Here is a 24,268-nt window from a genome sequence, read left to right as displayed (position 1 = left end):
CAAGAATCCTTGACACTCGCCCGCCCGTCAAGGATCCTTGACGGTCGCCTACGGGCGGACCAGGCCGGTCCGGTAGGCGATCACGACGAGTTGCGCGCGGTCGCGGGCGCCCAGCTTGGTCATCGCCCGGCTGACGTGCGTACGCGCGGTGGCCGGGCTCATGAACAGCCGGGCGCCGATCTCCTGGTTGCTCAGCCCCTCCCCCACCAGGGCCAGCACCTCGCGCTCGCGGTCGGTCAGCACGGCCAGCCGGTCCTCGGCGACCCTGGCGCCGGCACGGCTCGCGGCGAAGTGGCCGATGAGGCGGCGCGTGATGCGCGGCGCGAGCAGCGCCTCCCCGGCGGCGATCACCCGGATGGCGTGCAGCAGCTCGGCCGGTCCCGCGTCTTTGAGCAGGAAGCCACCGGCCCCCGCCTGGAGGGCGTCGAAGACGTACTCGTCGGTGTCGTACGTGGTGAGGATGAGCACGCGGACCTCCTCCAGCCCGCGTGTCCCGGCGATCGCGGCGGTGGCCTGGATGCCGTCCACTCTGGGCATGCGGATGTCCATGAGCACGACGTCGGGCCGGGTGGCGCGGGCGCGTTCGACGGCCTCGGCGCCGTCGGTGGCCTCGCCCACCACCGTGATGTCGTCCTCGAGGTCGAGCAGCACCTTGAACCCGGACCGCACGAGCCGCTCGTCGTCGGCGATCAGCACCTTGATGGTCACAGGCGCGCTCCCGCCGGCGCGAGCGGCAGCCGTGCTCTGACCTCGAACCCGCCGCCCGGCCGCGGACCGGCCTCGAACTCCCCGCCGAGCAGCAGGCAGCGCTCGCGCATGCCGACGATCCCGCGACCGGGCTCGGAGCACGTCTCCTGGGCGGGAGCCTCGCGGCGGCCCTCGTCGGTCACGCGGATCTCCAACACGTCGGGTCCGGGACGCAGCGCCACCGTCACCCGGGTGGGGCCGACGTGGCGGACCACGTTCGTGATCGACTCCTGGACGATCCGGTACGCCGCCCCGCCCACGGCGCTGGGCAGCGGCGCGGCGGGCGGGTCCTCCTCGATCGTGATGTCGAGCCCGGCGTCACGGGCCTTGGCCGCCAGCTCGCCGATCCGGTCGAGGCCCGGGTACGGCGTCCGTCCCTCCTCGTCGTCGCCGCGCAGCACGCCGAGGATGGCCCGCATCTCGTGCAGCGCGCGGGAGCTGGTCCGTTCGATGGTGCGCAGCGCCTCGCGTGCCACGTCGGGCCGCTTGTCGAGGACGTGCGCGGTCACCCCGGACTGGACGTTGATGATCGCTATGGCGTGGGCGACGGTGTCGTGGACCTCGCGGGCGATCCGCAGCCGTTCGGCGTCGACGCGCGCCCTGGCCTCCTCCTCGCGAGTGCGTTCGGCCAGCTCGGCGCGGCGCTGGGCATCGGCGGCGATGACCTGCCTGGTGCGTACGGACTCGCCGAGCGCGACGCTCATGACCGACGCGCCGATCCTGAAGTACACCCAGCCGATCGCCGCGCGCGGCTCGATGCCGGCCGCGGCGACCAGCCAGCAGGCGGAGAGCACCGCGATGCCGCCACCGGCGATCAGCAGTGAGCGGCGTCCGTCGCCGTAGGCGGCGACGGTGTAGAGGGCGATGAAGAGCCCGAGCCAGCCGGGCCCGTCGGGGTAGCCGAGGAGATAGTACGCCGCACTGGCGAGCGCGGCCACGGCGAGCACCGGCACCGGCCACCGGCGGCGTCCGGCGGCGTACGGCGACGGCCAGGCCGCTCACGACGAGCAGGGCGTACGCGAGACCGTCGAGCGGGCGCGGCACGACCTCGCCGGCGTTGCGCACGATCGTACCCTGGACCTGCATGACGGTGATGAAGGTCGCGATCAACGCGTCCTGCACCGCCACCGGCAGGCGCGGCCACGGCACGCGGAGTTCCATGCCGCGATCCTAAGGTTCCGGCCGCCGGCGCCGCCTCCGTCCGGAGTTCGTGCCCGCCTACGTCGGCGGGCGTAGCGAGCGGGAGGACGTCTACGCGCGACCGCGTAGAGATCGCCGTCCGCTGCCCGAGGCGGCGGCCCCCTCATCGGCGCGACGCTCGATCACGTGAAGCCCGCAGAACGCGCGCGGGCACCCGCCACCCGACCGAAAGGACGCCCGATGTCCCTCCTGCTCGCACCCGCATCGCCGGTCTGTACGTCGCCCGCTGATTGCGCGGGCCAGAGGATCGACACCTTCATCGGCACTCCCGCGCGCGTCCGGGCGAGCGTGGCCGCCCTGGTGGCGCCGGCCGGCGCGTTCCTCGGCGGCCTGGCTCGGAACCGGGCCGCCGCGTCGAGCTGAGCGGCTGACCACAACGAACCCGATCGACCGAAAGGATCACCATGTTCATCCCGAACGCGCTGAGCGCAGCCGCCGCGCAGGTTCTGGTTCTGGCCCAGCCTGTCGGTGCGTACGACCTGACCACCGGTCGCCTCTGGTCGGTGGCGGGCGGGGTGCTGGGCGTTGCCGGCATCGTCATCGGGGGCCTGGCCCTCGTCCGTTCCACGGGGAGGGGCGCCATCGCCGCCCTGGCGGCGGGGCTGGGCGCCGCGGTCATCGGCGGGCTGGTCGTGGCCGCCGCCGAGGGCGGGCCCGGCACCGGGTACGGCATCGTCGGCGGCTTCGCGGACCTGGTCCTCGGCCCGATCGCCATGCTTCTCGGCGGTCTCGCGCTGGCCCGGTCCCGCCGCCGCGCCTCCTGAACTCGCGCCGGCGCGTCCGCTGAGCTCAACCCGCCGTACTCGGCTCGGTGACAAGCGCGGCCGTCCAGAAGCACGCCTTGGGCTCCCCGAGCCCCGAGGCGGTGAGCCACTGCGCGGCCCTGTGCGCCTGCTGCTCGTCGTCGATGAGCCCGCCGGAGCCGGGCCGGATGCCGGTGGCTCGGGCGACGTCGGTGACGAGGCCGCCGATGCAGGCCCACGAGTGCCAGATCCCGTCCCCGTAACCGACCGGCTCGAACCCCAGCCGCCGCTCGCCGGGGCCGGGGAACGGCTCGCGCCGCTCCAGCCGTTCCGGGAGGGCGTCTCCCGCCGCCATCGCGTCGTCGGCCATGTCGGCCAGCAGCTCGGGCAGGTCGGCGGCGGCGAACCCGACGCCGAGCACGTGCCATCCGGGTCCCGCCCGCCGCCTGGCGCGCTCGGCCTCCTCAAGGCCGTCGAACCAGAGGTCCCAGCCCTCGGCGTCCGAAGCGACCAGCTCCACCATGCAGTCGCTCAGCGACACCAGCCGGGGCACGGTGAGCCCGGCGTCCCACCAGTCCTGACGCTCCGCGCGGGTGGCGACCCGGTAGCCGGCGCGGACGTACCCGGTCACCAGCTCGCGAGGATGGCGCGGCCCTGCGGGACGGCGATGTCGAGCAGGCCGGGGAAGCGGGCGTCGAGGTCGTCGCGGCGCAGGCTGTTGAGCCTGCGGGTGCCCTCGTCCCGCTGCCGGATCACGCCGGCCTCGCGCAGCACCTTGAAGTGGCCGCTCTGGGTGGACTTGCTGACCGGCAGCGCGAACGTCGTGCACGCCAGCTCCCCGTCGGGCCACACGTCGGCGAGCCGGGCGACGATGGCCAGCCGCACCGGGTCGCTCAGGGCGGCGAGCACGGCGGTGAACTCCAGGTCGGCGCGGTCGGGGTGGACGAGTGCGGTGGCGGTCCTGCTGGCCATGCCTCCAGCCTACCATCCATGTTCAGGATTCACGAACATGTGTTATGTTCGGCGAACCCGAACATAACTGTCTCTGGAGGACCCATGTCCGTGGATCGCCGTGCCCGCTGGAAGTTCTGGGGCACCGCGTACGCGATGCTGGTCCTGCTGACCGGCACGAACCTGCCCACGCCGCTGTATCGCGGCTACGAGGAGCGGTTCGGCTTCTCGCCGCTGGTGGTGACGCTGATCTTCGCCGTGTACGCCGCCGTGCTGATCCCGTCCCTGCTGGTGGCCGGGCCGCTGGCGGACGCCGTGGGCCGCCGCACGGTGCTGCTGCCGGCGACGGCCGTGGCGGCGCTGGGGTCGCTGGTGTTCGCGCTGGCGGAGAGCACCGCGTGGCTGTTCGCCGCCCGCGTCCTGCAGGGCGTCGCGATCGGCGCGGCCTCGGGAGCGCTGACCGCCCTGCTCTCCGAGCTCGAACCCACCGGCGACCGCCGCAGGGCCGCGCTGGTGTCCACCGTGGCGGCCGCCGCCGGGCTCGGGCTCGGGCCCGTGCTCGCGGGGCTGCTCGCCGAGTACGCGCCGTACCCCCATGTCCTGCCGTACGTGCTGGAGATCGCGCTGCTGATCCCGGCGGCGGCCGTGATCGCGGCACTGCCGGAGACGACACAGACCACCCGGTGGCGGCCGCGCCGCCCCGAGGTGCCGGCCGAGGTGCGGCCGGTGTTCGCGGCCAGCGGGACGGCGACCTTCCTCGCCTTCGCCGTGGTCGCCCTCTTCCTCACGCTCGTCCCCGCGTACGTGGCGACGCTGTCGGGCAGCGGCAACCTGTTCCTGAGCGGCGCGGCCGTCGCGCTGATGCTGCTGTGCTCCGCGCTCGCCCAGCTCGCCGGATACGGCAGGCCGGCCCGGCGCCTGGCGCGGGCCGGACTTCCGCTCCTGGCCGCCGGGCTCGCCCTGCTGGCGCTGGCCGGGGCCGTCTCGTCGCTGCCGCTGCTGCTCGCCGCCACCGTGGCCGGCGGCGCCGGTCAGGGCCTGGTGTTCCTCGGCGGCCTCACCGCCGTCAGCCAGGCCGCGCCGCGCGACCGGCACGCCGAGGTGCTGTCCGGTTTCTACGTGGTCGTCTACCTCGGCGTCGGGCTGCCGGTGATCGGCGTCGGCCTGCTCGCCACGGTCACCGGCCTGCTCGCGGCCGTGCAGTGGTTCGCCGCCGCCGTCGCCCTGCTCTGCCTGGTGCTGCCGGCCGCCCTGGCCCGCGTGCGGCGCCGCCGCCCGATCCCCGCCTGACTCGAAGGAACGCCATGGACACCACAGCACTGGAAGCCGCCTACACCGACCTGATCGCCGCCGCGCGGGCGATCGGCGAGCCGACACCCGAGGCCGACTGGACGCTGAGCCACATAGCGCTGAGCGACCGCATGCTCGCCACCGCCGCCCGCCGGCTGGACGCGAACCTGCCCGTCACGATCGACAACCGCCCCGCCATGGACGCGGACGCGATCGCCGCGCTCATCGCCTCCACCACGCACGCCGAGCGCATCGACCTCGTCCGCCGCCACGGAGCCGACCTCGTGGCCGCGATCGGCGAACTGCCGGAAGCCGCCGCCACCGTTGCCGTGCGCCTGCGCCTGATCACGCGGGGCGGCGAGCCGGCGCCGGACCAGGACCTGACCTGGGGCGACCTGGTACGGCTCCGGGTGCGCGATCACCTTCCCGGGCACGCCGCCCGGCTCAGCGGAAGCAGCACGAGGTCCTGCTGATCGAGGCGCCGGTACCTCTTCTGGCCTTCTCCACGCAGGCTGAAACACGTCATTCGTAGCCCCCTCTGCCGTGATTCGTCGGTTGTGGCGATGAACGCAAGGAACGTTACGGATGACCGGTATGTTTTCGGTATGTTCTGCGGCCCTCCGGGCCGGCAGCCTCGAACATCGGTGTCGCGGCAGGTCAGCTCGCCATCGCCGGCTCGTCACCGGCATACGCGGAAACGGGCTTGGCCAGGACCGTCGAAAGGCCGTCCGACGACTCCACCCGGTAGCCCTGGGCCTGGTAGAGGCGGAGGTTGCGGGCGCTGCGCGCGCCGGTGGACAGCACGATGCGGCGGCAGCCCGGCTCGGCGGCGGACTCGGCCTCGTGCAGGAGGTGGCGTCCTGCGCCCTGGCCGCGCAGGTCGGGGACGACGGCGAGGCGGCCCACGTGCCAGTCGTCGCCGACGCGGCGCGTCCGCACCATGCCGAGCAGCCGGCCGTCCCGCCACAGGCCGAGCGCCTGCCAGGCCGCCAGCCAGGCGCGTACGTCCGCCAGCGACTCCCCCAGGGCCGTGATGTCCAGGGTGTCGTTGGCCAGCGCCTCATCCACCCAGCAGCAGCGCTGCAACACCAGGACGTCCGGGGCGTCGTCCGGGGTCAGCGGCCTGACGTACGCGCCGGGCAGCGGCGCGGGCACGGCATCGGGGCGCAGGCGCTCGCGCATCGGCCGCAGGGCGTGGGCCAGGCGGACCAGCTCGTCCAGCATCCCGGCGGCGGCCCGATCGCGGGCGGGGTCCGGGCGCAGGCTCCCGCCCTCGACGGCGTCCCCGATGCGCAGGGCGACCGTCGCGCCCAGCGGCACCAGCCGCAGCGTGGTGACGACCTGCTTGGCGTGCTGGACCGACCGGGTGCCGGCCGAGGTGTTGCCGTAGCTGACGAAGCCCATCGGCTTCCACGCCCACTCCCTGCTCAGGTAGTCGAGGGCGTTCTTGAACGCGGCCGGCATGCCGTAGTTGTACTCGGGGGTGACCGCGATGAAGCCGTCGGCGGCGTCCACCATGGCGCTCCACCGCCGGGTGTGCTCGTTGCGGTAGCGGCCGCCGGCGGGCGGCTCCTCTTCGTCGAGGAACGGCAGGTCAAGGTCGCTCAGGGCGACGGGTACGAGCTCGGCGCCGAGCTGCGCCGCCCGTTCGGCGAGGGCGCCGGTCAGCCACCGGGTCACGACCGGGCCGAGTGCGCCGGGACGGGTGCTGCACGTGATCACGAGAATCCGCAGAGAAGTCATTGACACGTAAACGAACGCTAGCTGCTATCTTGTTTACATGTCAACGAAACGGTCCGGCGAGACGGTGCGCTGGCTCGACACCGACGAGGAGCGCGCCTGGCGCGCCCTGCGCCGCATGATGATCGCGATCCAGTCACGCACCGCGGCGGACCTGGCCGCGATCGGCCTGTCCGACCCCGACTACGAGGTGCTCAGCACACTGTCGGAACGGCCGGGCCACTCCGCGACGCTGCGCGAGCAGGCCGCCAAGATGGGCTGGTCGCGCAGCCGCCTCTCACGGCACGCCACCCGCATGGAGGAGCGCGGCCTGGTACGCCGCGAGCCCGATCCCGACGACGGCCGCGGCTGCTTTCTCGTGCTCACCGAGCACGGCCTGCGCACGCTCGAGGACGCCGCCCCCGCCCACCTGGAGTCGGTGCGCCGCCACGTGATCGACCGGCTCTCCCGCGAGGACCTGGCCGCACTGGAGGCCATCGCCCGCAAGATCGAAGACCCCGCCTGAAGCCCTTACTGCCGGGCCGGGCGCGGCATGAGGTCGCGGGCCGTGTACGCGATGAGCGCGAGCAGCACGAAGTTCACCGCCAGCGGCGCGGCCATGCCCACGAGCAGATAGAGGGCGGTGCCGATGAGCGCGCCCGCGAACAGGGCGATGACCGCGCACGCCCGCCGCCGCCAGGCGTGCTGCTGCTTCTGCGAGACCAGCCGGGTGACGACGCTCGTGACGACCGTGATGGTGACCAGGTCGGGCACCGCCATCCGCAGCGCGACGGCGTTCTGCATGCCCATGCCGAAGCCGAGCAGCACGATGAGCGCCGTCTGCGGGAACGTGTCCTGCTCACCGGCCACCAGGACCACGGCCAGCGCCGCCGCCACCAGGACCGCATGCGTGGCCGTGAGATGGAACAGCCGGCGGCGCGGCTCTTCGATCTTCCTGGCGACGCGCCCCTCGCTCCAGGCCCCGGCGGCGAAGGAGACGAGGGCCAGCAGGTGCGCCCAGAACTCGTGCATGGGATCGCCGGCGATCGCGAAGCCGGCGAAGACCACGTTCCCGGTGACGTTGGCGACGAAGACGCGGTTCATGCCGAGGTAGGTGACGGCGTCGACGAGGCCGGAGGAGACCGACAGCATGACGAGCAGCGCCGGCAGGGGGCCGTGCTTGTTCGTGCCCTCCGGGAACAGCGCATCGGAGAACCAGTGCGCCGGCCTCTTCACGGTCGCCCTCCCAGACGTTTCACCCCCGATGCCCGATTACTTGTACCCAAATGGGCGGTTACTCATCCTTGGACGGAACCTCCGCCGGCTGCCCGGCGAGCCGTTCGGGACCGCGCCCGATGAGACGGCCGTAGCCGTCGTCGAACCGTCGCCGGCGAGCGCACCGATCCGCTCCCCGGCCCGCCGCAGGTGCTCGCGGGCCGTCTCCCGCCGCCCGCGCCGGTGGTGCGGCTCCACGCCCTCGCCGATGCGGGCCATGGTCGGGTCGGGGTACATCGGCGGCTCCCTCGCGCCTCGGTTCCCGGTGCACCCGTACTCCCACCGAAGAGATCCGCCTGACGCAAACGAGAAACGGCTTTTACCCGCGCGCCGCATCCAGCAGCGGCGAGTGGATAGGGGCGCATGAGGAACGCATCCGTTCTCGCGAAGGAAGGTGAGGCGTCATGACGCTTCCCGCTCGTCGCCGGCCATCGGCCGTGACCCGTCCCGCCGGCGCGCTGAGCACGCGATGGGACCCGTTCGCCCAGATCGACGATCTCTACGACCGGATCGATCAGCTGATCCAGTCGACCTTCGGCACCCCGTCCGAGGGCATGTGGGCACCGCTGGCCGACCTGACGGAGACCGACGATGCCTTCATCGCCGAAGTCGACCTGCCGGGCGTGAAGAAGGACGACATCGACGTCGAGATGAACGACCGGGAGCTGATCGTGACCGGCCACGTCGAGGAGAAGGAGACGAACGGCCGCCCGCACCACCGCATGCGCCGCACCGGCGCCTTCGAGCACCGCGTTCTGCTGCCGGGCGAGGTGGACGCCGAGAAGGTGTCCGCCACCCTGTCCGACGGGGTGCTCACCGTGACCGTGCCGAAGGCCGAGAAGGCCCGGCCGCACCACATCGAGGTGCAGACCACCTGACCCACCGCCCCTCGCCCGTTCCGGCGGGCGGCCATCGCGGCGGCCGCGCCCCGGCGCGGCCGCCGCTCTCGTCGCCGCACTCGCAGAACGGGCTTTCTACAATGGAACGTGTCAGGCAGCACCTTCGGCGTACGGGCTGACGAGGAGGTGTCTGATGAACGCTTCCGTTATCGATGCCGCTCGCGACGCCGCCGATGCCCGCGAGAGCCTGCCGGAAGAGCGCGCGCGTCCCGCTCTGGCGCCGGGCTCGCACGTGGTGGCGCTGCTGTCTCCCACGCCGGTTCCCGGGACGCCGCCCGGATCGTTCCTGCCGGGCGTCCAGGCCACCGGCGCGGAGAGCCGTGACGGGCGCATCGTACGGATCACGCAGCTGGCGAACGCGGCGCCGGGCAGGCCGGACGGTGAGGTCGACACCCGTCCGCTGCGTCCCCTCTGGGAACAGGACGACACCGACTGGCCGGAGCCGTGAGGGCGTGTCAGGCGCCCGCGGGCGCGGCGTCGCCGGTGGCGGTGTAGACCTCGAGCAGCCGCTCGACCCCGTGCAGGAACGTCTCGGTGACCAGCGCCGGGTCGAACAGGCAGCCGGCCGCCATCGCGCCGTCGCGCAGCATCACGTAGTGGCGGGCGGCCGGCTCGGCGCCGTCCCGCCGGATCCGCGCCAGCAGGTCCGTGATCGTGTCGAGGAACCACTGACGGTGGGCGATCACGGCCTTGCGCACCGGGGACTCGGGGTCGGGGTATTCGGCGGCGGCGTTGAGGAAGGCGCAGCCGCGGAAGCCCTGCGACCGGATGCCCTCGGCGATGGAGCGGCTGATGGCGAGGACGGCCTCGGCGGGCGGCAGCCCGGCCGCCCGGGCCTCCTCGGCCGGAGCGCGCATGGCCTTGTCGACCTCGCTGAGATAGGCGAGGACCAGCTCCTCCTTGCCGGGGAAGTGCCGGTAGAGGGTGGCGCGGGTGACCTGCGCCTCGTTGACGATGCGATCGATGCCGACGGCGTGGATGCCCTCCCCGTAGAAGAGCCGGGTGGCCGTGTCGAGGAGCCGGGCCCGCGCTTCGGACGGCCGGCCTGCGGTGTCGGTACGCATGCCCCCATCGTAGTGGATCGACCGTTCTGTCTCGACGGCTGATTTCCGCTGGCGGCCGAGCGGTGCTCATGGTTGAGTGATCGCGTGACCACCTTAGGTAGACGGGCGCGTCCGCTGATCCCGGCCGCCACCCTCCTGCTGGCGGCCGCGTGCGCCGGCGACGAGCCTCACACGCTCACCCTCGACCTCCAAGGCGAAGGAACGTACTCTCTCACATACGTAATCAACGGCAAGTCCACGACCGAACCCCAGGTGACGCTCCCCTGGCGCAAGGACATCACGCTCGACGCGCCCGGCAAGGACACCTGGCGCCTGACCGTCAAGCGTCTGACCGACGGCTCCATGACAGCGGTTGCCTATGTCGACGGCCGCGCGACCTCGATGAGTTCGAGCGCCGGTTCGGGCGGCGGCGGCAGCAGCGAGCTCAGCGGCTCCATCGGCTGACGGCCTCCCCCATGAGCGATGTCGTCTTCGCCGTGTCGGACGGCGTGCTGCTGCTCGATGTCGCCGGGCCCGTCCAGGTGTTCGGCAGCGCCGGGGGCTACCGGGTGCGGCTGGCCTCGGTGGACGGACGGCCCGTCCGCACCGACGTCGGCATCTCGCTCAGCGTCGACCTCGCGCTCGGCGCGCTGGACGGCGACGTGGACACCCTGGTGGTGCCGGGGTGTCCACGGGACGAGTCCGGCCGCGTGCCGCCCGAGCTGGTGGACACCGTACGGCGGATCGCGGCCCGCGCGCGGCGGGTGGTCTCGGTGTGCACGGGGGCGTTCGTCCTCGCGCGGGCGGGGCTGCTCGACGGCCGGCGGGCCAGCGGCGGAGGACGGCGTGCCGGCGGTCGGTCATCGGCGATGAGGCGTTCATGCCGAGGAAGGCAGGAGCGCCTTTCACGGCTGTGAAGGGATTGCCGGAGTCGTGGGATACATGGCCGGATGCGTGGGACGGCGGCTTGCCGGGACCGCGCCGCCCGCCTCGCGAGCCGCGCTTGGGCGGATGCCTTGAGGCGGCGCTTTGGTAGATCTTTCTCCGTCGGTCGCACCGGCCGGAGCACTGGCAGCACCGCTCCGGCCTGGGCTTCTCTCCTTGCGCCGTCGTCGATGCCGCCTTGCCGAGCGTGTGACCTGCAAGAACATCAGGTACGCTCGCTCCACCCACAGGCTTCCGGTTTATCCCCTTAAGCCGTTCATAATCCTTTACATCACGATTTGAATGGTTTCGTCCGGAATGGTTCCGGGAGGTCCCCCACTGCCATGACGCCAGACACCCAGATGTCCTCTCAGAACGACGCGGAGATCACCGCTCGGCAGGCCCCCGACGGCCACGCGGGCTCACCGGGCGACCCGCATGACGGGCCGCGTACCGGCATGGACGGCTCTCAGGACGGCCACGGAAGGCACCAGGGCTCCCACGGGAAGGGCCAGGACTCGCAGGGGTTCGGGCAGGGCCTCCGTGACGAGCCGTCGTACCCGTCCGGCCCGGACCGGGACGGCGCCCCCCGCAACGGTGCCGGCCACGACGACGCCGCCCACGACGGTGCCGGCCACCACGGCACCGGCCACCACGGCACCGGCCACCACGGCACCGGCCACGACGGCACCGGCCGCAAGGGCAACGACCACGACGGTGGCGGCCGCGATGGCATCGGCCAGGACGGTCCGAACCGGCACGGGTCCCATGACGGCTTCGAAGGCGGCTCCCACAACGACGACGGCGGCCCATCCCCCGTGACGACCCGCCCCGCCCCGGAGCCGACCCGCGCTCAGGACGCGCCCTCGCAGGACAGCTCCGTCCCGCACGAGACCGCCTCGCCGCAGGACTCCGCTCCCTCGCACGAGACCGCTCCGCCGCACTCGACCACGCCGCCGCACTCGACCAGGCCCCCGCACGAGAGCACTCCCCCGCATGTGACGGCGCCGCCGCAGGAGACCGCGTCGCCGTCCCACACGCCGACGGCCACGCCCACCGCCACGGCCGGCGAGCCCACCGCCACCCCCACCTCCGGCGGGCCGACGTCCACCGAGACGCCGACGGCCACCCCGACCCCCACCGCGTCGGACTCGCACTCCCCCACCGAGTCCCCCTCGGCCACCCCCACGACCTCCGCAACGCCGTCGCCCTCGGAGACCGCGACGGCATCCCCCACGGACACCGCCTCCGCATCACCCTCCCCCACGGAGACCGCGACGGCATCCCCCACGGACACCGCCTCCGCATCGCCGTCCCCCACGGAGACGGCGACCGCGTCAGAGCCGCCGCCCGCCGAGTCGCAGGCACCCGAGGAGACCGAGTCACCGGCACCCGAGGAGACCGAGTCGCTGGCGCCCGAGGAGACCGCCACGGCATCGTCGGAGCCGTCGGCCGCCGCTTCGGCGAGCGACGACGCCGCATCGTCCGCCACCACCGCGGCAGCGACGGAGGAGGACACCGCGAACTCGTCCTCACAGTCGACCGTGACCTCGCCCGCGCCGGATGACGCCGCCGACGAGGAGACCGCCGCCACGCCGTCCGGCTCGGCCACCACGACCGCCACCACCGTACCGACGCACGTCAACACGGCCGCGTCCAGCGGGCAGCGGGACTTCTCCACCACGGCGATGGTCACCTCGGCCCTGCTCCTCCTGGCCGCCCTGCTGACCCTGTTCGCGGTGCTCGTGGCCAGGTCCCGCAGGGCCCGCCTCGCCGCCGTGGACCACGCGGAGCCGATCGACCACGTCCCCCCGCCTCCGGCCCCGGCTCCGGCGCCCAACCCGCTGCCGGCCAGGCCCGTTCAGGAGGACAACCCGTTCACGCGGCAACTCATCGAGGCTCTCGAGAGCATGATCGAGCTCGAGGAGAAGAACGCCGCCAAGCCCGAGACGGACCAGCAGCACCCCGAGTCCGGCGCACCCGCGCAGGACCCCGCCCAGGACCCCGCCCCGGACCCCGACGCCGACCCCGGCGCCGACCCCGAGGCGACCGCCGCCTGGCGACCCCCCTTCGCCCCGGCCCAGGACCCCGTCCAGGAGCCCGCCCAGGACCCCGGCGCCGACCCCGAGGCGACCGCCGCCTGGCGGCCTTCCTTCGCACCCGCCGACCCGCCCGGACCACCGCCCGCCGACCCGCCCGTGCCGCAGGAACCGGAGGCCGGTGACGACGACACCCGCCCCGACGCCACCCCGTAGCGGCACCACGCCGCAGGAATCGGCGGGTTCTCCTGCTGACGCGCTAGACGCGTGACCCGCCGCGCCGGAGCCAGCGCAGGGCCAGGACTCCGAGCACGATGTGCAGGACGGCGGCCGCGCCGGCGGCCACGTGCAGGCCGGTGACGAACGCCGCCTTCGCCTGCGACGCCAGCACCGGTGTGATGTCCGGAAGGTGCAACGTCTCGTCGAGGGTGGGGGCGAGGTCCGGCCCCTGCAGGCGGAAGACGAGGGCGGCGAGCGAGCCGAGGAGCGCGATGCCGAGCGCGTTGCCGATCTCGTTGCTGGTCTCCGCGATCGCGCCGGCCGAGCCCGCCCGCTCGACGGGTACGGCGTCCACGGCGGTGTCGGCGACGACGCTGAAGCAGATGCCGTAGCCGACGCCCGCGACCACCGTGGAGGCGACGTACCAGCCGATCCCTCCCGTGATCGCGGTGGGCAGCAGGAGCAGCAGGCCGGCCGCGATGGAGAGGTGGCAGGCGACGAGGGCGGCCCGCTTGCCGATGCGGTCGACGACGTGGGGGGTGACGACGCAGCTGACGGTGAGCACGGCGGCGCCGGGGACGGCGAGCAGCGCCGCGTTCAGCACCGGCAGGCCGAGGACGGACTGGAGGTAGACGCCCGCCAGGTACGCGCTCGCCGACCAGGCCGCCAGCGGCACCAGACCGGTGACGATCGCCAGCGTGAAGACGCGGTCGCGGAAGAGCGAGAAGTCCATCAGGGGATGCGCGAGGTGCCGCTGCCGGCGCGCGAACCAGGCCAGCAGCACCAGACCGGCGGCACCGGCCACGGCCGCACCGTTCGACGGGCCGTCCGCGGCCACGTGCTTTACAGCGTAGATCACAAACAGCAGCCCGATCGCGGAGGTCACCACGCTCGGGACGTCGATCCGTCCAGGACGCGTCGCCCGCACCTCGCGCAGCAGGACCGGCGCGAAGATCAGGAACGCGGCGGTGACCGGCAGGTTGATGAGGAACACCGACCCCCACCAGAACCGCTCGAGCAGCATGCCGCCCGCGATCGGCCCGATCGCGAAGCCGGCCGCGAACGCCGCCGCGAAGATCCCGATGGCCTGCGCCCGCCGCCGCGGGTCGGCGAACAGCTCGCTCAGCACCGCCAGCGCCGACGGCAGCAAGGTCGCGCCCGCCACGCCCATCACCGCGCGCGCCGCGATGAGCAGTTCGGCGCTCGGCGCGAAGGCTGCCGCCGCCGAACCGGCGCCGAAGAGCGCGGTGCCGATCATGAGGAGCCTGAGCCGGCCGTACCGGTCTCCGAGGTTGCCGAACGCGATCAGCAGGGAGCCGACGGCGAAGCCGTAGACGTCGAGGATCCACAGGGCCTGGCCCGCGGTCGGCGTCAGGTCCTGGCTGATCCGCGGCATCGCCAGGAAGAGGATGGATCCGTCCATGGAGACCAGCAGGACGGGCCCGAGGATCACCGTGAGGCCGAGCCAGGCGCGCAGCCCCGGTGCGGTGTGTACGTGCTGTGCAGTCATGGCCCGCACTGTCCGCCGGGAACGTCCCGCACAGCCATCTCCCTGCTGTGGGTGCACCTGACAGGTACACCCGCGAGGGCGGTCCGTCCGCCTACCATCGCCGATGTGGAGAGTCTCGGAGCGTTCCTCAAGCGGCGGCGCGACCAGGTGACCCCGGCCATGGCCGGGCTGCGCACGTACGGCACCACGCGCCGCGTGCCCGGCCTGCGGCGCGAAGAGCTGGCGCAGCTCGCAGGCGTGAGCGTCGGCTACTACACCCGCCTGGAGCAGGGGCTGGCGGAGACCGCGTCCAAGCAGGTGCTCGACGCCATCGCGCGGGTGCTGCAGCTCGACCCGATCGAGACCGTGCACCTCCACAACCTCGCCAGGCAGCCGGCCGCCTCCGGCCTGTCGGAGCCCCCCGAGGAGCGGCCGCACCCGAGGGTGATCGCGCTGCTGGAGTCGCTGGGCGAGGCGATGCCGGCCATCGTCCTGGGCCGGCGGGGCGACGTGCTCGCCTGGAACCGCACCGGGCACGCGCTCATGGCCGAGCACGTCCCGTACGACGCCCCGCAGGATCCTGCGCGCCGCCCGTCGATGCCGCGGATGTTCTTCCTCGACCCGTTCACCCGTGACCTGCACCGCAACTGGGACGAGCTGGCCCGCATCCACGTCGCCTACCTCCGGCTGACCGCCGGGCGCTTCCCCACGGACGCCCGCCTGGCGCGGCTGATCGGCGAGCTGACCATGCGCAGCTCCGAGTTCGCCACGATGTGGGCGATCGGCGAGGTCGCCGACTGCACCGTCGGCACCCTGAACCTGCGGCATCCCACGGTCGGCGCCGCGAACGTCACCTACCAGGTCTGGCTCCAGCCCGACAGCCCCGACCACCGGCTCGAGGTCTACACGCCGAACGACCCGGGCTCCGCCGACGCGCTGCGCCTCCTGGCCCACCAGAGCAGCCGTCCGGCACCCGCCGAGCACCACTGAGGGACGTCAGCGCCGTTCTTGGAGGCGGCGCAGCTTGCGGCGTTCCCAGCTGTTGGGATGGCGGACGACCACTCCCCCGGCGCCGCCGTTGCCGGACAGGCGGACCAGCGGCGTCCTGGGCTGCCGCTCCGGGGTGGTCTTGTCGCGGAAGCCGCCGAGACCCGAGCTCATGCCGGAGGTCTCCGTGCCCCAGCCGTCGGGGATGACGATCGTGACGCCGCCCATCTCGCCCTGCGCCTCGATGGCGATCTCGGGCAGGCGGCACTCGACCTGGGTGAAGTCGAGCTTGACGGAGCCCATGCCGCCGTAGGCGATGATGCGGGGCGGCACGTCCCAGCGGCCGGTGCGCGTCTCGCCGTGCATGCCGCCGCTGAGGACCAGCGGCTCCTGGCTCACCGGGGCCTCCGGCGGCAGGTCGGCGGTGAGGGCGTCGAGGTCGGCGTACGTCTTGGCGGTCAGCGCCTTGCTCAGGCGCACGTCCAGCTCATCGAGGTCGATCCGGCCCTCGGCGGCGGCGTTGTTCAGCCGTTCCACCACCGCCTCGCGCTCGTCGTGCGAGACGCGCCATTGATCGCGGCGGACGGGTTCCGGGTACCCTTGAGTCATATCTCGATATTACGGGCATCAAGCGATCGCTAAGGCGCATCCGGGATCGATCGGGCTATCAAGCATTGCCAGGCAGCGGGAGTCAGTGGTGCTTTCCACCAGTACCTAGCAACACCAAGTAGCCTCCCCTGAGAACCACCGTGACCGCATCCCTGCACGTCCTCACCACGATGCCCGCCGAGCCCCCGCCGGGCCGCCCGTTCGGCCCGCCCGCCGGACTGATCGAGGCCCGCGGGCACGGCCCGGCCAGCCGGCTCGCCTTCGCCGACGGCCACGCGGGCCTGGTGGTCACCGGCTTCGACCTGGCCCGTACGATCCTCGCCGACCCGCGCTTCAGCTCCCGCAAGGAGCTCATGCGCCACCACCCGACCGTCGACTACGGCGACATCGGGCTCCCTCCGGCGCCGCCCTGCTCGCCCGCTTCCCGGCGCTGCGCCTGGCCGTACCGGACGACGAGATCCCGCTGCGCCCCGAGACCGCCGACATCCGCGGAGGCAAGAGCCTCCCCGTCGCCTGGGACGCCTGACCACCCCGGCGGAACGTCACGAGGTCGCGGGCGCTGCTCGCCGGGACGTGCGATGCCACGCGATCTGGTCCGGGCAGGTGTGCGTTCGCCTCCCGGCGGTCGCGGCACGTGCGCGTCGCCGGGAGGCGAACGCCGCCGTCAGGAGGTGAGGAAGGCCAGCAGGTCGGCGTTGAGCTGCGGATGGTGGCTGGCGAACACGCCATGCCCGGCGGTGGGGTACTCGACGTAGTCGCAGCCGGGGATGAGCCGCGCCGTACGGCGGCCGGTGACGTCGATCGGGGCGGAGAAGTCGGCGGCGCCGTGCACCACGAGGGTCGGCACCGTGATCTTCGGGAGCGTGTCGCGCAGGTCGGCGGTGCGCACCACCTCCTGCGCCTTGAGCACCGCCCACGGCGACGGCCGCAGGCACAGCCCCATCATCCAGTCGATCATCGCCGGGGAGACCTGGGGGTTGAGGTGGGTGGCGAAGAACGCCTGCGCCTGGTCGGCCAGCGCCTTGGGCCGGTCGGCGCGGAACCTCGCGGCCGCCGCCACCGCCTCGGCGGGCACGCCCTCCGGGTTGTCGTCCGACCGGATCAGGCACGGCAGCATCGTGGAGACCAGCGCGGCGCGGGCGACCCGCTGCTCCGCGTGCCGCGCCAGGTAGTGGGCGACCTCGACGCTGCCCAGCGAGTGCCCCACCAGCGTGGCGCCCTCCACGCCGGTGTGGCGGAGCAGGGCGGCCAGGTCGTCGGCGAAGGAGTCGAGGTCGTAGCCGGTGGACGGACGGTCGGAGCGGCCGTGCCCGCGCCGGTCGAAGGCGATGCAGCGGTAGCCCCGCTCGGCGAAGTAGGGGATCTGGTACTCCCACATGTCGGCGTCCAGCATGACCCCGGCCACGAAGACGATGGGCTCGCCCTCGCCGTAGTCCTCGTAGGCCAGTCGCGTGCCGTCGAAGCTTTCGAAGAACATGTTCCCCCTTAACAATCGATCAAGAATCGTACGCGGTGGCGAGGGCGTGGAAGGCCGCCTTGGGGTGCAGGCTCAGGTCCTGGTCGATGCGGACCAGCCCGTACGAGGCCAGGTCGAGGTCGTAGCGCGGATCGGGGTGGTGCGGGTAGCGGTATCCGGCGAACGTGTACCAGAAGGCGGTGTCCACCCCCTCCTCGTCGAAGACGCGCAGCAGGTCGCGCAGGTAGGCGGCCTGGCCCTGCTCGTCCCGCTCGTAGCGGCCGTTCAGCCGCCACGGCTCCTGCGTGCGGTCCACGATGAGGAAGCCGGTCCCGCCCCGGTCGGCCGCGCCCCGGTAGGTGCAGCAGCCGAACTCGGTGATCGCCACCGGACGGCCGTGGCGGTGCAGCGCGCGGATCTCCTCCCGGAAGGTGGCGGCGTTGCCCGCCGCGCGGTAGGCGTCGGCGGCGACGTAGTCGAACGGCGTCCAGTCCACCCGCTCGAACGGCACCGCCGCGTACGTGACCTTGCCGCCGAACCGCGTGCGGACCGCGGCGACGGCCTCGGCCAGGAACGCGTTGACGCGCTCCGGCACGGCGCGGAGCAGGCCGGGCAGCTCGGGGCCGCGCCCGGCCACGAGCGCGATGCGGGACAGGAAGTCGTCCCCCGGCAGGAAGCCGCGCGCGAACAGGCTCAGCTCCCCGCCGGTGACCAGCACCACCTCGGCCCCCTCGCGGCGGAGCGCCTCGGCGCGTTCGGCGCACTCCTCAAGCAGCGGCAGCAGCTCCCCGGCCGTCAGATCGCACGGGAACGGCGAGAACCACACCTCCAGCCCGGCCGCGGCCGCCTCCTCCGCCGCCACCGCCAGCCTGCCGGGATCGCCGCCGGTGACGCGTACCGCCGTGCAGTGCAGCTCGCGCGCGATGATCCGCATGTCGCGGCGCACGTCCACCGGATCGAACGTCTCCCGCGACCAGCCGTCCGACACGGCGGTCCCGGTGTCGTAGTGGACTCCTTTACCGCGCATGGGACGCCTCCGCGGCCACCCGCTGGACGCGCCTGCGGCGGTACCACATCACCCAGGCGGCCAACAGGACGACGGTGGCGACGTGCAGGGCGGTGGACAGGCCCGCCATGGTGTCGACGGGCAGCAGGGAGAGGAGCACCACCCGTACGGCGGCGTCGAGCAGCAGCCCGCCCCCGATCACCATGCTGAGCACGAAGAACTGCCGCCGGAACGCGGGATCGCCGCGCCAGCGCTCCTCGAGCCGCACCCGCGCGGCGTCGTCGGCCGCGTTGAGCCGCCGGATGAGCGCGTACACGAGCGGCCTGCCGATGAGGCAGGAGCCCACCAGCAGCAGGCCCGCCGCGCCGGCCAGGATCGACTCCTTGGCCAGCAGGATCCTCGGGTCGCCGGTGAGCAGCGACACGGCAAGCAGCAGCAGGAAGGCGGCGCCGACGAGGGCGGCCAGGCCGTCGAGCCGCCGCCGCACGACGGCGACGTACGCCGCCCTGGCCAGGGCGGCGAGCCCGCCCGCGGCCAGGGCGGGCAGGGCGTCGAGGCCGAGCACCCGGCAGAGGTAGAAGACGACGGCGGGCAGCCCGGCGTCCCACAGCAACCCGGCGACGAGCCGGCGTTTGTTCAGGTCCATGACACCTCCTGGATCACGCCGGGAACGCTAGAGGCGCCTCGTCCGGGTGTCCTCGACCCGCGGTTGGAGATCGCGGCATCTCCAACCTGGGGTGGAGACGGCGCCGGGAAGGGTGTGCGGGGCTGACCATCGTCCGGCCGCGTCGGGACCTTCGTCCCTGACCGGACCGGTTCTCGCGGCGTGAGATGGAGGTGACCCGACGAGGGAGGACGACATGCGCATGACCGTGGCGGACGTGATGACGGAGAAGGTCGTCGCGGTGTCCGCCGGCACGCCGTTCAAGGAGGTCGCGGAGACGCTCATCGAGGCCGGCGTGAGCGCGGTGCCGGTGGTCGACGACGACCGGCGGGTGCTCGGCATGGTGTCGGAGGCCGACCTGCTGCGCAAGGAGGAGTTCCGGGAGCAGTTCTACCGCGAGGGCTACCGGCCGCCGCTGCGCGCCCGCCTCCGCCACCCCAAGGGAAGGCGGAAGGCCGAGGGCGACACCGCGGGCGAGCTGATGACCAGCCCCGCCGTCACCATCACCCCGGCCTCGACCACGGTGGAGGCCGCCCGGCTCATGGACGAGCGGGACGTCAAGCGGCTCGCGGTGGTCGACTACGACGGCCGCCTCGTGGGCATCGTCAGCCGCCGCGACCTGGTCAAGGTGTTCCTGCGGCCGGACGAGGACATCGAGCGCGAGATCCGCGAGGAGGTGCTCGACGAGAACCTGTGGGCGAACACCGGCGGCGTCCGGGTCAAGGTGGAGCGGGGCGTCGTGACGCTGTCGGGCTGGATGGAGCGCCGCAGCGAGGCCGCGACCGCCGCGCGCATGGCCGCCCGGGTCAACGGCGTGGTCGACGTCGTCGACAAGCTGTCGTGGAAGCAGGATGACGCCGTCTGGGCGGGCAGGTGACGGTCATGCGCGTACGCGAGGTCATGACCGGCCCGGCGGTCGCCGTCCGCCGGGCCGCGTCCCACGCGCACGCCGGCAAGATCGCCGGCGTGCTCGCCCGCACCGTTCCCGGCATCGCCCGGGTCGAGCACATCAGGAGGTCGCCATGACCGCTCTGGTCGAGAACGTGATGACCACCGACGTGGCCGCCGTCCGCGAGACCGACTCCTTCCACAAGGTCGCCGAAGTGCTCATCGAGCGGGGCGTCAGCGGCGTGCCCGTGGTGGACGGCGACGGCCGCGTGCTGGGCGTGGTGTCCGAGGCCGACCTGCTGGCCAAGGAGGAGTTCAAGCAGCGCTACTACGGCGACGACTACCGCCCGCCGCTGCGCGCCCGCATCCGCCACGCGGCCGGCAGCGAGGGCAGCGGCCACCGCAAGGCGCGCGGCGAGACCGCCGGCGAGCTGATGACCGGCCCCGCCCACGTCACCACGCCGGACGCGCCCGTGGTGTCGGCCGCCCGGCTGATGGACCGGCACGGCGTCAAGCGGCTGCCCGTCGTGGACGCCGACGGCCGCCTCGTGGGCATCGTCAGCCGCCGCGACCTGATCAAGGTGTTCCTGCGGCCGGACGAGGACATCGAGCGCGAGGTGCGCGAGGCCCTGCGGGGACAGGCGGGCGTCGCCGTGCGGGACGCCGTCGTCACCCTGACCGGCACGTACGAGGAGCGCAGCCAGGCCATGACCGCCGTCCGCCTGGCCGAGAACATCGACGGCGTCGTGGCGGTGCGCGACGAGCTGAGCTGGAAGCACGACGACGTCGCCGACCTGCCCGTTTGGGGCGGGGCATAACCCCCTGCGCCTTGACAGCGGGCCGGATCCGGATCACGTTTGTGCAGTGGGGGAAGGACGGCAGGCCCGGCTCGGGTCCTGCGGAGCAGCTGTGCGCGTGGGTCGAGGATCGGCTCGATGACCGGATCGGGGCGGTCAGGTCGCTGCACGACGGGGAGAGCCCCTGGTGGGTCGATCTCGTGGCGCCCGGCGGGGCGACGTGGTCGGTGGTGCTCCGGGCTCCGAGCAGCCGCATCGGGCCGGATCTCATCGCGACGAACGCGGCGGCGCTGCTCGTCGCCGAGAAGCACGGGCTGACGGCTCCGCGCCTGCTCGCGGCCGATCTCGACGGCCGCGCGGCCGGGGTGCCGGCGACGCTGGAGACCGTCATCTGCGGTACGAGCGCATGGCCCGCGACCTTCTCCCCCGAGCTGCTCGTGGCGGCGGGCGCGGCGCTCGCCCGCGTTCATGCCGTCGCCCTGCACCCGCGGCCGGAGCTGCCGTTCCGGCCCCGCCCCATCGCGGTCGACGACTTCGCCAGGGAGCGCCGGGAGGGCAGGATGCCGACCACGGCGCTGCTGCAGAAGGCCGACGAACGCGTCCAGGCGATCAAGCTTCCCGCCGGGCCGAGCGTCTTCGTGCACGGCGACGTGTGGCCCGGCAACACGGTGCTCGCCGGCGGCGGGGTGCGCGCGCTGATCGACTGGAAGACGGCCGGCGCCGGCGATCCCGGCGTGGACCTCGGCGAGCTGCGCAAGCAGGCCGCGATCCTGTACGACGACGACGCCCCCGCCTACGTGCTGGCCGGCTGGGAACAGGCCACCGGCACGCGGGCCTGCGACGTGCCGTACTGGGACGCCGTGGCCGCGCTCAACACGCCGACCGAGGGCTACGACCCCCGCGTCACCCGCCGCCGCGACCGCTTCTTACAGGCCGCGATCGCGCAGCTGTGATCGGCGGGGAGCCTGCGGCGCGGCGGCGGTTTGGCGGGTGACCTGCGGGTAGCTGGACAGCGTCCGTGCGTGCACCGCGCGGGGCCCCGAGGACGAGGAGTCGAGATGTCCTCAATGACAACCGGCCATCGCCCGTCCGGCTGGGTGGTGGGACTGGCTTACTTCGCCGGAAGCATGATGGTGCTGAGCGGGCTGTTCGGCGCGCTCTCCGGCATCGCCGCCATCCTCCGGGACGACGTGTACGTCTTCCGCGGGGACTATGTCTTCAAGTGGGACCTGACCGCGTGGGGCTGGGTCCACTTCGCCATCGGCGTCCTCATCTTCCTGGCCGGCCTGGCCGTGTTCGCCGCCCAGGCGTGGGGGCGCGCCGTGGGCATCGTGCTCGCCGTGCTGAGCGCCGTCGCGAACTTCCTGTTCCTGCCCTACTATCCGCTCTGGAGCGTGCTGATCATCGTGTTGAACGTCCTGGTCATCTGGGCCTTGACGATGTACAACCGCCGGGCGGGAGACTCGAGGGCCGCCCGATGACGGCGGGCGCGGGCCGCACGCCGGAGGAGTACGAGCGCCACGACCAAGACGCCGGTGGACCTTGGACCGGCCGGATTGAGGACTTTGGTCCTTTCAGAAAGGGATCACCGCTTGGGTAGCGTCACTTCCATGATTCATGTGTTCCTCCTCGACGATCACGAGGTCGTCCGGCGGGGTGTCGCGGCGCTGCTGGACGCGGAGGACGACATCGAGGTGGTCGGCGAGGCGGGCACGGCCGAGTCCGCGATCGCGCGCATCCCCGCGCTCAGGCCCGACGTGGCCATCCTCGACGTCCGGCTGCCCGACGGCAGCGGCGTGGACGTCTGCCGCGAGGTGCGCTCGCGGGTGCCGGGGCTCGCGTGCCTCATGCTGACGTCCTTCGCCGACGACGACGCGCTGTTCGACGCGGTGATGGCCGGCGCCGCCGGTTACGTGCTCAAGCAGATCCACGGCTCCGACCTGGTGGGCGCCGTCCGTACGGTGGCCTCGGGGCAGTCGCTGCTCGACCCGCAGACCACGGCCGCCATGCTGCAGCGGCTGCGCGACCAGGCCGCCAGGAAGGACCCGCTCGCCGCGCTGACCGAGCAGGAGCGCCACATCCTCGACCTCATCGGCGAGGGGCTCACCAACCGGCAGATCGGCGAGCGCATGTTCCTCGCCGAGAAGACCGTGAAGAACTACGTGTCGAACCTGCTGTCCAAGCTCGACATGCAGCGCCGCACGCAGGCCGCCGCGCTGGCGGCACGCCTGCGTGCCGACCGCAAGGACTAGACGGGGTTCAGCTTGCGGTGGCCGCCGCGCCACCGCGAGCCGGACGCTGTGCTCCCCCGGCGAGGGCCCCTCACTCGGCGCCGGCGGACGGCCCGGTGAGCCGGCGGCGGAAGACCCAGTACGTCCACGCCTGGTAGGCCAGCACCACGGGTGTGAAGATGGCCGCCACCCAGGTCATCACCGTCAGCGTGTACGGCGTGGAGGCGGCGTTGGTCACGGTCAGGCTGTTGGCCGGGTCGAGCGCGGGGAGCACGTTCGGGAACAACCTGACGAACAGGCCGGCCACCACCGCGACCACGGCGACCGCGCTCGCGGTGAAGGCCCAGCCGTCGCGGCCGCGCAGCGTCGCCACCGTCGAGCCCGCCAGGCCGAGCGCCGCCAGCGCCACCGCCGCCCACCAGGCGCCCTCCAGGACGGGCCGCGGGCCGCCGATGGTGAGCAGGAACGCCATGACCACCACGATCGTCGCCGGAGCCAGGCTCTTGGCCGCCCGCGAAGCGGCCGCGCGCAGCTCGCCGGTGGTGCGCAGGGCGAGGAAGACCGCGCCGTGCGAGGTGCACAGCAGCAGCGTGGCGAGCCCGCCCAGCAGCGCGGCCGGGCTGAGCAGGGTGAGCAGGGTGCCGGTGTACTCGTGGCGGGCGTCCAGCGGCACCCCGCGCACGATGTTGGCGAACGCCACGCCCCACAGGAAGGCCGGGCCGAGCGACCCCCAGAAGAACGCCCGGTCCCAGCCGCGCGGGTTGTCGGACTTGCCGCGGTACTCCAGCGCCACCCCGCGCGCGATGAGCGCCAGCAGGATGAGGAACAACGGCAGGTAGAAGCCGCTGAACAGGGTGGCGTACCACTCGGGGAACGCGGCGAACGTCGCCCCGCCCGCCACCAGCAGCCACACCTCGTTGCCGTCCCAGACGGGCCCGATCGAGCGGACGATGACGCGCCGGTCGGCCTCGTCCCTGCTCAGGAACGGCAGCAGTACGCCGACGCCGAAGTCGAAGCCCTCCAGCAGGAAGTAGCCGGTCCACAGCACGGCGATCAGCACGAACCAGACAGTGGTCAGTTCCATGACGGTGA

General features: G+C 73.0%; 30 protein-coding genes. 17 read left to right on the top strand and 13 right to left on the bottom strand.

The genetic code is table 11. The annotated features are described in order from the left end of the window. Positions 1 to 48 precede the first annotated feature (48 nt). Both ACGFIM_RS01470 and ACGFIM_RS01465 read right to left on the bottom strand, forming a co-directional pair. Positions 49 to 708, bottom strand: coding sequence for a response regulator (locus tag ACGFIM_RS01470; RefSeq protein WP_393192808.1), 660 nt, complete (start codon positions 706 to 708; stop codon positions 49 to 51). Further along, positions 705 to 1,700: a sensor histidine kinase gene (locus ACGFIM_RS01465; protein WP_393192805.1), complete on the bottom strand. Its 996-nt coding sequence runs from the start codon at positions 1,698 to 1,700 to the stop codon at positions 705 to 707. The genes ACGFIM_RS01470 and ACGFIM_RS01465 overlap by 4 nt, the downstream gene beginning before the upstream one ends. Positions 1,701 to 2,127: 427 nt before the next feature. Here ACGFIM_RS01465 and ACGFIM_RS01460 point away from each other — a divergent pair, with 427 nt between their 5' ends. Next, the gene (locus ACGFIM_RS01460) at positions 2,128 to 2,310 is read left to right on the top strand and encodes a hypothetical protein (protein ID WP_393192802.1); all 183 of its coding nucleotides are present in this window, start codon (positions 2,128 to 2,130) and stop codon (positions 2,308 to 2,310) included. Positions 2,311 to 2,351: 41 nt separating this feature from the next. Then, on the top strand, positions 2,352 to 2,711 hold the full coding sequence (locus ACGFIM_RS01455; RefSeq protein WP_393192799.1) for a DUF6223 family protein: 360 nt from the start codon (positions 2,352 to 2,354) through the stop codon (positions 2,709 to 2,711). A gap of 25 nt (positions 2,712 to 2,736) precedes the next feature. Here ACGFIM_RS01455 and ACGFIM_RS01450 read toward each other — a convergent pair whose 3' ends face one another. Together ACGFIM_RS01450 and ACGFIM_RS01445 are read right to left on the bottom strand one after the other, a co-directional pair. Next, positions 2,737 to 3,321, bottom strand: coding sequence for a hypothetical protein (locus ACGFIM_RS01450; protein WP_393192796.1), 585 nt, complete (start codon positions 3,319 to 3,321; stop codon positions 2,737 to 2,739). After that, the gene (locus ACGFIM_RS01445; protein ID WP_393192793.1) at positions 3,318 to 3,662 is read right to left on the bottom strand and encodes an ArsR/SmtB family transcription factor; all 345 of its coding nucleotides are present in this window, start codon (positions 3,660 to 3,662) and stop codon (positions 3,318 to 3,320) included. The genes ACGFIM_RS01450 and ACGFIM_RS01445 overlap by 4 nt, the downstream gene beginning before the upstream one ends. An 84-nt stretch (positions 3,663 to 3,746) precedes the next feature. Here ACGFIM_RS01445 and ACGFIM_RS01440 point away from each other — a divergent pair, with 84 nt between their 5' ends. Both ACGFIM_RS01440 and ACGFIM_RS01435 read left to right on the top strand, forming a co-directional pair. Next, a complete protein-coding gene (locus ACGFIM_RS01440; RefSeq protein WP_393192790.1) occupies positions 3,747 to 4,931 on the top strand; it encodes an MFS transporter in 1,185 nt (394 codons plus the stop codon). 14 nt (positions 4,932 to 4,945) lie between these two features. Further along, positions 4,946 to 5,404, top strand: a complete 459-nt coding sequence (locus ACGFIM_RS01435) for a hypothetical protein (RefSeq protein ID WP_393192787.1) — start codon at positions 4,946 to 4,948, stop codon at positions 5,402 to 5,404. A 184-nt stretch (positions 5,405 to 5,588) separates the two neighbouring features. Here ACGFIM_RS01435 and ACGFIM_RS01430 read toward each other — a convergent pair whose 3' ends face one another. Next, on the bottom strand, positions 5,589 to 6,674 hold the full coding sequence (locus ACGFIM_RS01430) for a GNAT family N-acetyltransferase (RefSeq protein ID WP_393199568.1): 1,086 nt from the start codon (positions 6,672 to 6,674) through the stop codon (positions 5,589 to 5,591). A gap of 37 nt (positions 6,675 to 6,711) precedes the next feature. On the opposite strand from ACGFIM_RS01430, the gene ACGFIM_RS01425 reads away from it, so the two are divergent. Then, on the top strand, positions 6,712 to 7,176 hold the full coding sequence (locus ACGFIM_RS01425) for a MarR family winged helix-turn-helix transcriptional regulator (RefSeq protein ID WP_393192784.1): 465 nt from the start codon (positions 6,712 to 6,714) through the stop codon (positions 7,174 to 7,176). Positions 7,177 to 7,181: 5 nt separating this feature from the next. On the opposite strand, the gene ACGFIM_RS01420 is transcribed toward ACGFIM_RS01425, so the two are convergent. Further along, entirely contained in the window at positions 7,182 to 7,886 is a 705-nt protein-coding gene (locus ACGFIM_RS01420) for a YoaK family protein (RefSeq protein ID WP_393192781.1), read from the bottom strand. A 443-nt stretch (positions 7,887 to 8,329) separates the two neighbouring features. Between ACGFIM_RS01420 and ACGFIM_RS01415 the strand changes: the two genes are divergently transcribed. Together ACGFIM_RS01415 and ACGFIM_RS01410 are read left to right on the top strand one after the other, a co-directional pair. Continuing rightward, entirely contained in the window at positions 8,330 to 8,803 is a 474-nt protein-coding gene (locus ACGFIM_RS01415) for an Hsp20/alpha crystallin family protein (RefSeq protein ID WP_393192778.1), read from the top strand. A 154-nt stretch (positions 8,804 to 8,957) separates the two neighbouring features. After that, positions 8,958 to 9,272, top strand: coding sequence for a hypothetical protein (locus ACGFIM_RS01410; RefSeq protein WP_393192775.1), 315 nt, complete (start codon positions 8,958 to 8,960; stop codon positions 9,270 to 9,272). A 7-nt stretch (positions 9,273 to 9,279) separates the two neighbouring features. Here ACGFIM_RS01410 and ACGFIM_RS01405 read toward each other — a convergent pair whose 3' ends face one another. Next, positions 9,280 to 9,888 carry a TetR/AcrR family transcriptional regulator gene (locus ACGFIM_RS01405; RefSeq protein ID WP_393192772.1) on the bottom strand — a complete coding sequence of 203 codons (609 nt, stop codon included), beginning with the start codon at positions 9,886 to 9,888 and terminating at the stop codon, positions 9,280 to 9,282. 84 nt (positions 9,889 to 9,972) lie between these two features. Between ACGFIM_RS01405 and ACGFIM_RS01400 the strand changes: the two genes are divergently transcribed. From ACGFIM_RS01400 to ACGFIM_RS01390, 3 genes are all read left to right on the top strand, one after another. Continuing rightward, on the top strand, positions 9,973 to 10,332 hold the full coding sequence (locus tag ACGFIM_RS01400; protein WP_378789345.1) for a hypothetical protein: 360 nt from the start codon (positions 9,973 to 9,975) through the stop codon (positions 10,330 to 10,332). Between the two features lie 11 nt (positions 10,333 to 10,343). Then, on the top strand, positions 10,344 to 10,784 hold the full coding sequence (locus tag ACGFIM_RS01395) for a DJ-1/PfpI family protein (protein ID WP_393192769.1): 441 nt from the start codon (positions 10,344 to 10,346) through the stop codon (positions 10,782 to 10,784). A 351-nt stretch (positions 10,785 to 11,135) separates the two neighbouring features. Further along, complete coding sequence (locus ACGFIM_RS01390) at positions 11,136 to 13,046, top strand: hypothetical protein (RefSeq protein ID WP_393192766.1); 1,911 nt, start codon at positions 11,136 to 11,138, stop codon at positions 13,044 to 13,046. A 43-nt stretch (positions 13,047 to 13,089) separates the two neighbouring features. Here ACGFIM_RS01390 and ACGFIM_RS01385 read toward each other — a convergent pair whose 3' ends face one another. Further along, the gene (locus ACGFIM_RS01385) at positions 13,090 to 14,559 is read right to left on the bottom strand and encodes an MFS transporter (RefSeq protein WP_393192763.1); all 1,470 of its coding nucleotides are present in this window, start codon (positions 14,557 to 14,559) and stop codon (positions 13,090 to 13,092) included. A gap of 105 nt (positions 14,560 to 14,664) precedes the next feature. Between ACGFIM_RS01385 and ACGFIM_RS01380 the strand changes: the two genes are divergently transcribed. Next, positions 14,665 to 15,528 carry a helix-turn-helix transcriptional regulator gene (locus ACGFIM_RS01380; RefSeq protein ID WP_393192760.1) on the top strand — a complete coding sequence of 288 codons (864 nt, stop codon included), beginning with the start codon at positions 14,665 to 14,667 and terminating at the stop codon, positions 15,526 to 15,528. 6 nt (positions 15,529 to 15,534) lie between these two features. Here the strand turns inward: ACGFIM_RS01380 and ACGFIM_RS01375 are convergent, their stop codons facing one another. The 4 genes from ACGFIM_RS01375 to ACGFIM_RS01360 form a co-directional block, all read right to left on the bottom strand. Continuing rightward, the gene (locus tag ACGFIM_RS01375; protein ID WP_393192758.1) at positions 15,535 to 16,134 is read right to left on the bottom strand and encodes a DUF1707 domain-containing protein; all 600 of its coding nucleotides are present in this window, start codon (positions 16,132 to 16,134) and stop codon (positions 15,535 to 15,537) included. A gap of 664 nt (positions 16,135 to 16,798) precedes the next feature. Continuing rightward, positions 16,799 to 17,611, bottom strand: a complete 813-nt coding sequence (locus tag ACGFIM_RS01370) for an alpha/beta fold hydrolase (RefSeq protein ID WP_393192755.1) — start codon at positions 17,609 to 17,611, stop codon at positions 16,799 to 16,801. Between the two features lie 19 nt (positions 17,612 to 17,630). Then, the gene (locus tag ACGFIM_RS01365) at positions 17,631 to 18,617 is read right to left on the bottom strand and encodes a hypothetical protein (protein ID WP_393192752.1); all 987 of its coding nucleotides are present in this window, start codon (positions 18,615 to 18,617) and stop codon (positions 17,631 to 17,633) included. Further along, entirely contained in the window at positions 18,607 to 19,242 is a 636-nt protein-coding gene (locus ACGFIM_RS01360; RefSeq protein ID WP_393192749.1) for a VC0807 family protein, read from the bottom strand. Before ACGFIM_RS01360 ends, ACGFIM_RS01365 begins: the two co-directional genes overlap by 11 nt. A gap of 214 nt (positions 19,243 to 19,456) precedes the next feature. On the opposite strand from ACGFIM_RS01360, the gene ACGFIM_RS01355 reads away from it, so the two are divergent. From ACGFIM_RS01355 to ACGFIM_RS01330, 6 genes are all read left to right on the top strand, one after another. After that, positions 19,457 to 20,137 (top strand): CBS domain-containing protein, encoded by a 681-nt coding sequence (locus tag ACGFIM_RS01355; protein WP_393192746.1) that lies wholly within the window; start codon positions 19,457 to 19,459, stop codon positions 20,135 to 20,137. Positions 20,138 to 20,142: 5 nt separating this feature from the next. Beyond that, positions 20,143 to 20,286, top strand: coding sequence for a hypothetical protein (locus ACGFIM_RS01350; protein WP_393192743.1), 144 nt, complete (start codon positions 20,143 to 20,145; stop codon positions 20,284 to 20,286). Beyond that, positions 20,283 to 20,966, top strand: coding sequence for a CBS domain-containing protein (locus ACGFIM_RS01345; protein ID WP_393192740.1), 684 nt, complete (start codon positions 20,283 to 20,285; stop codon positions 20,964 to 20,966). Before ACGFIM_RS01350 ends, ACGFIM_RS01345 begins: the two co-directional genes overlap by 4 nt. A 41-nt stretch (positions 20,967 to 21,007) precedes the next feature. Next, positions 21,008 to 21,898, top strand: coding sequence for a phosphotransferase family protein (locus ACGFIM_RS01340; RefSeq protein ID WP_393192738.1), 891 nt, complete (start codon positions 21,008 to 21,010; stop codon positions 21,896 to 21,898). A gap of 105 nt (positions 21,899 to 22,003) precedes the next feature. Continuing rightward, complete coding sequence (locus ACGFIM_RS01335) at positions 22,004 to 22,426, top strand: hypothetical protein (RefSeq protein WP_393192735.1); 423 nt, start codon at positions 22,004 to 22,006, stop codon at positions 22,424 to 22,426. 129 nt (positions 22,427 to 22,555) lie between these two features. Beyond that, positions 22,556 to 23,197, top strand: coding sequence for a response regulator (locus ACGFIM_RS01330; RefSeq protein ID WP_393192732.1), 642 nt, complete (start codon positions 22,556 to 22,558; stop codon positions 23,195 to 23,197). A 70-nt stretch (positions 23,198 to 23,267) separates the two neighbouring features. On the opposite strand, the gene cydB is transcribed toward ACGFIM_RS01330, so the two are convergent. Continuing rightward, the gene (gene cydB / locus ACGFIM_RS01325; RefSeq protein ID WP_393192729.1) at positions 23,268 to 24,260 is read right to left on the bottom strand and encodes a cytochrome d ubiquinol oxidase subunit II; all 993 of its coding nucleotides are present in this window, start codon (positions 24,258 to 24,260) and stop codon (positions 23,268 to 23,270) included. Between the last annotated feature and the right edge of the window lie 8 nt (positions 24,261 to 24,268).

This window comes from Nonomuraea sp. NPDC049309 (assembly GCF_043196965.1).
GTDB classification, from domain to species: Bacteria; Actinomycetota; Actinomycetes; order Streptosporangiales; family Streptosporangiaceae; genus Nonomuraea; species Nonomuraea fastidiosa.
Note: the sequence above shows the minus strand (reverse complement) of the source record. Positions and strands in the feature narration are given on the sequence as shown.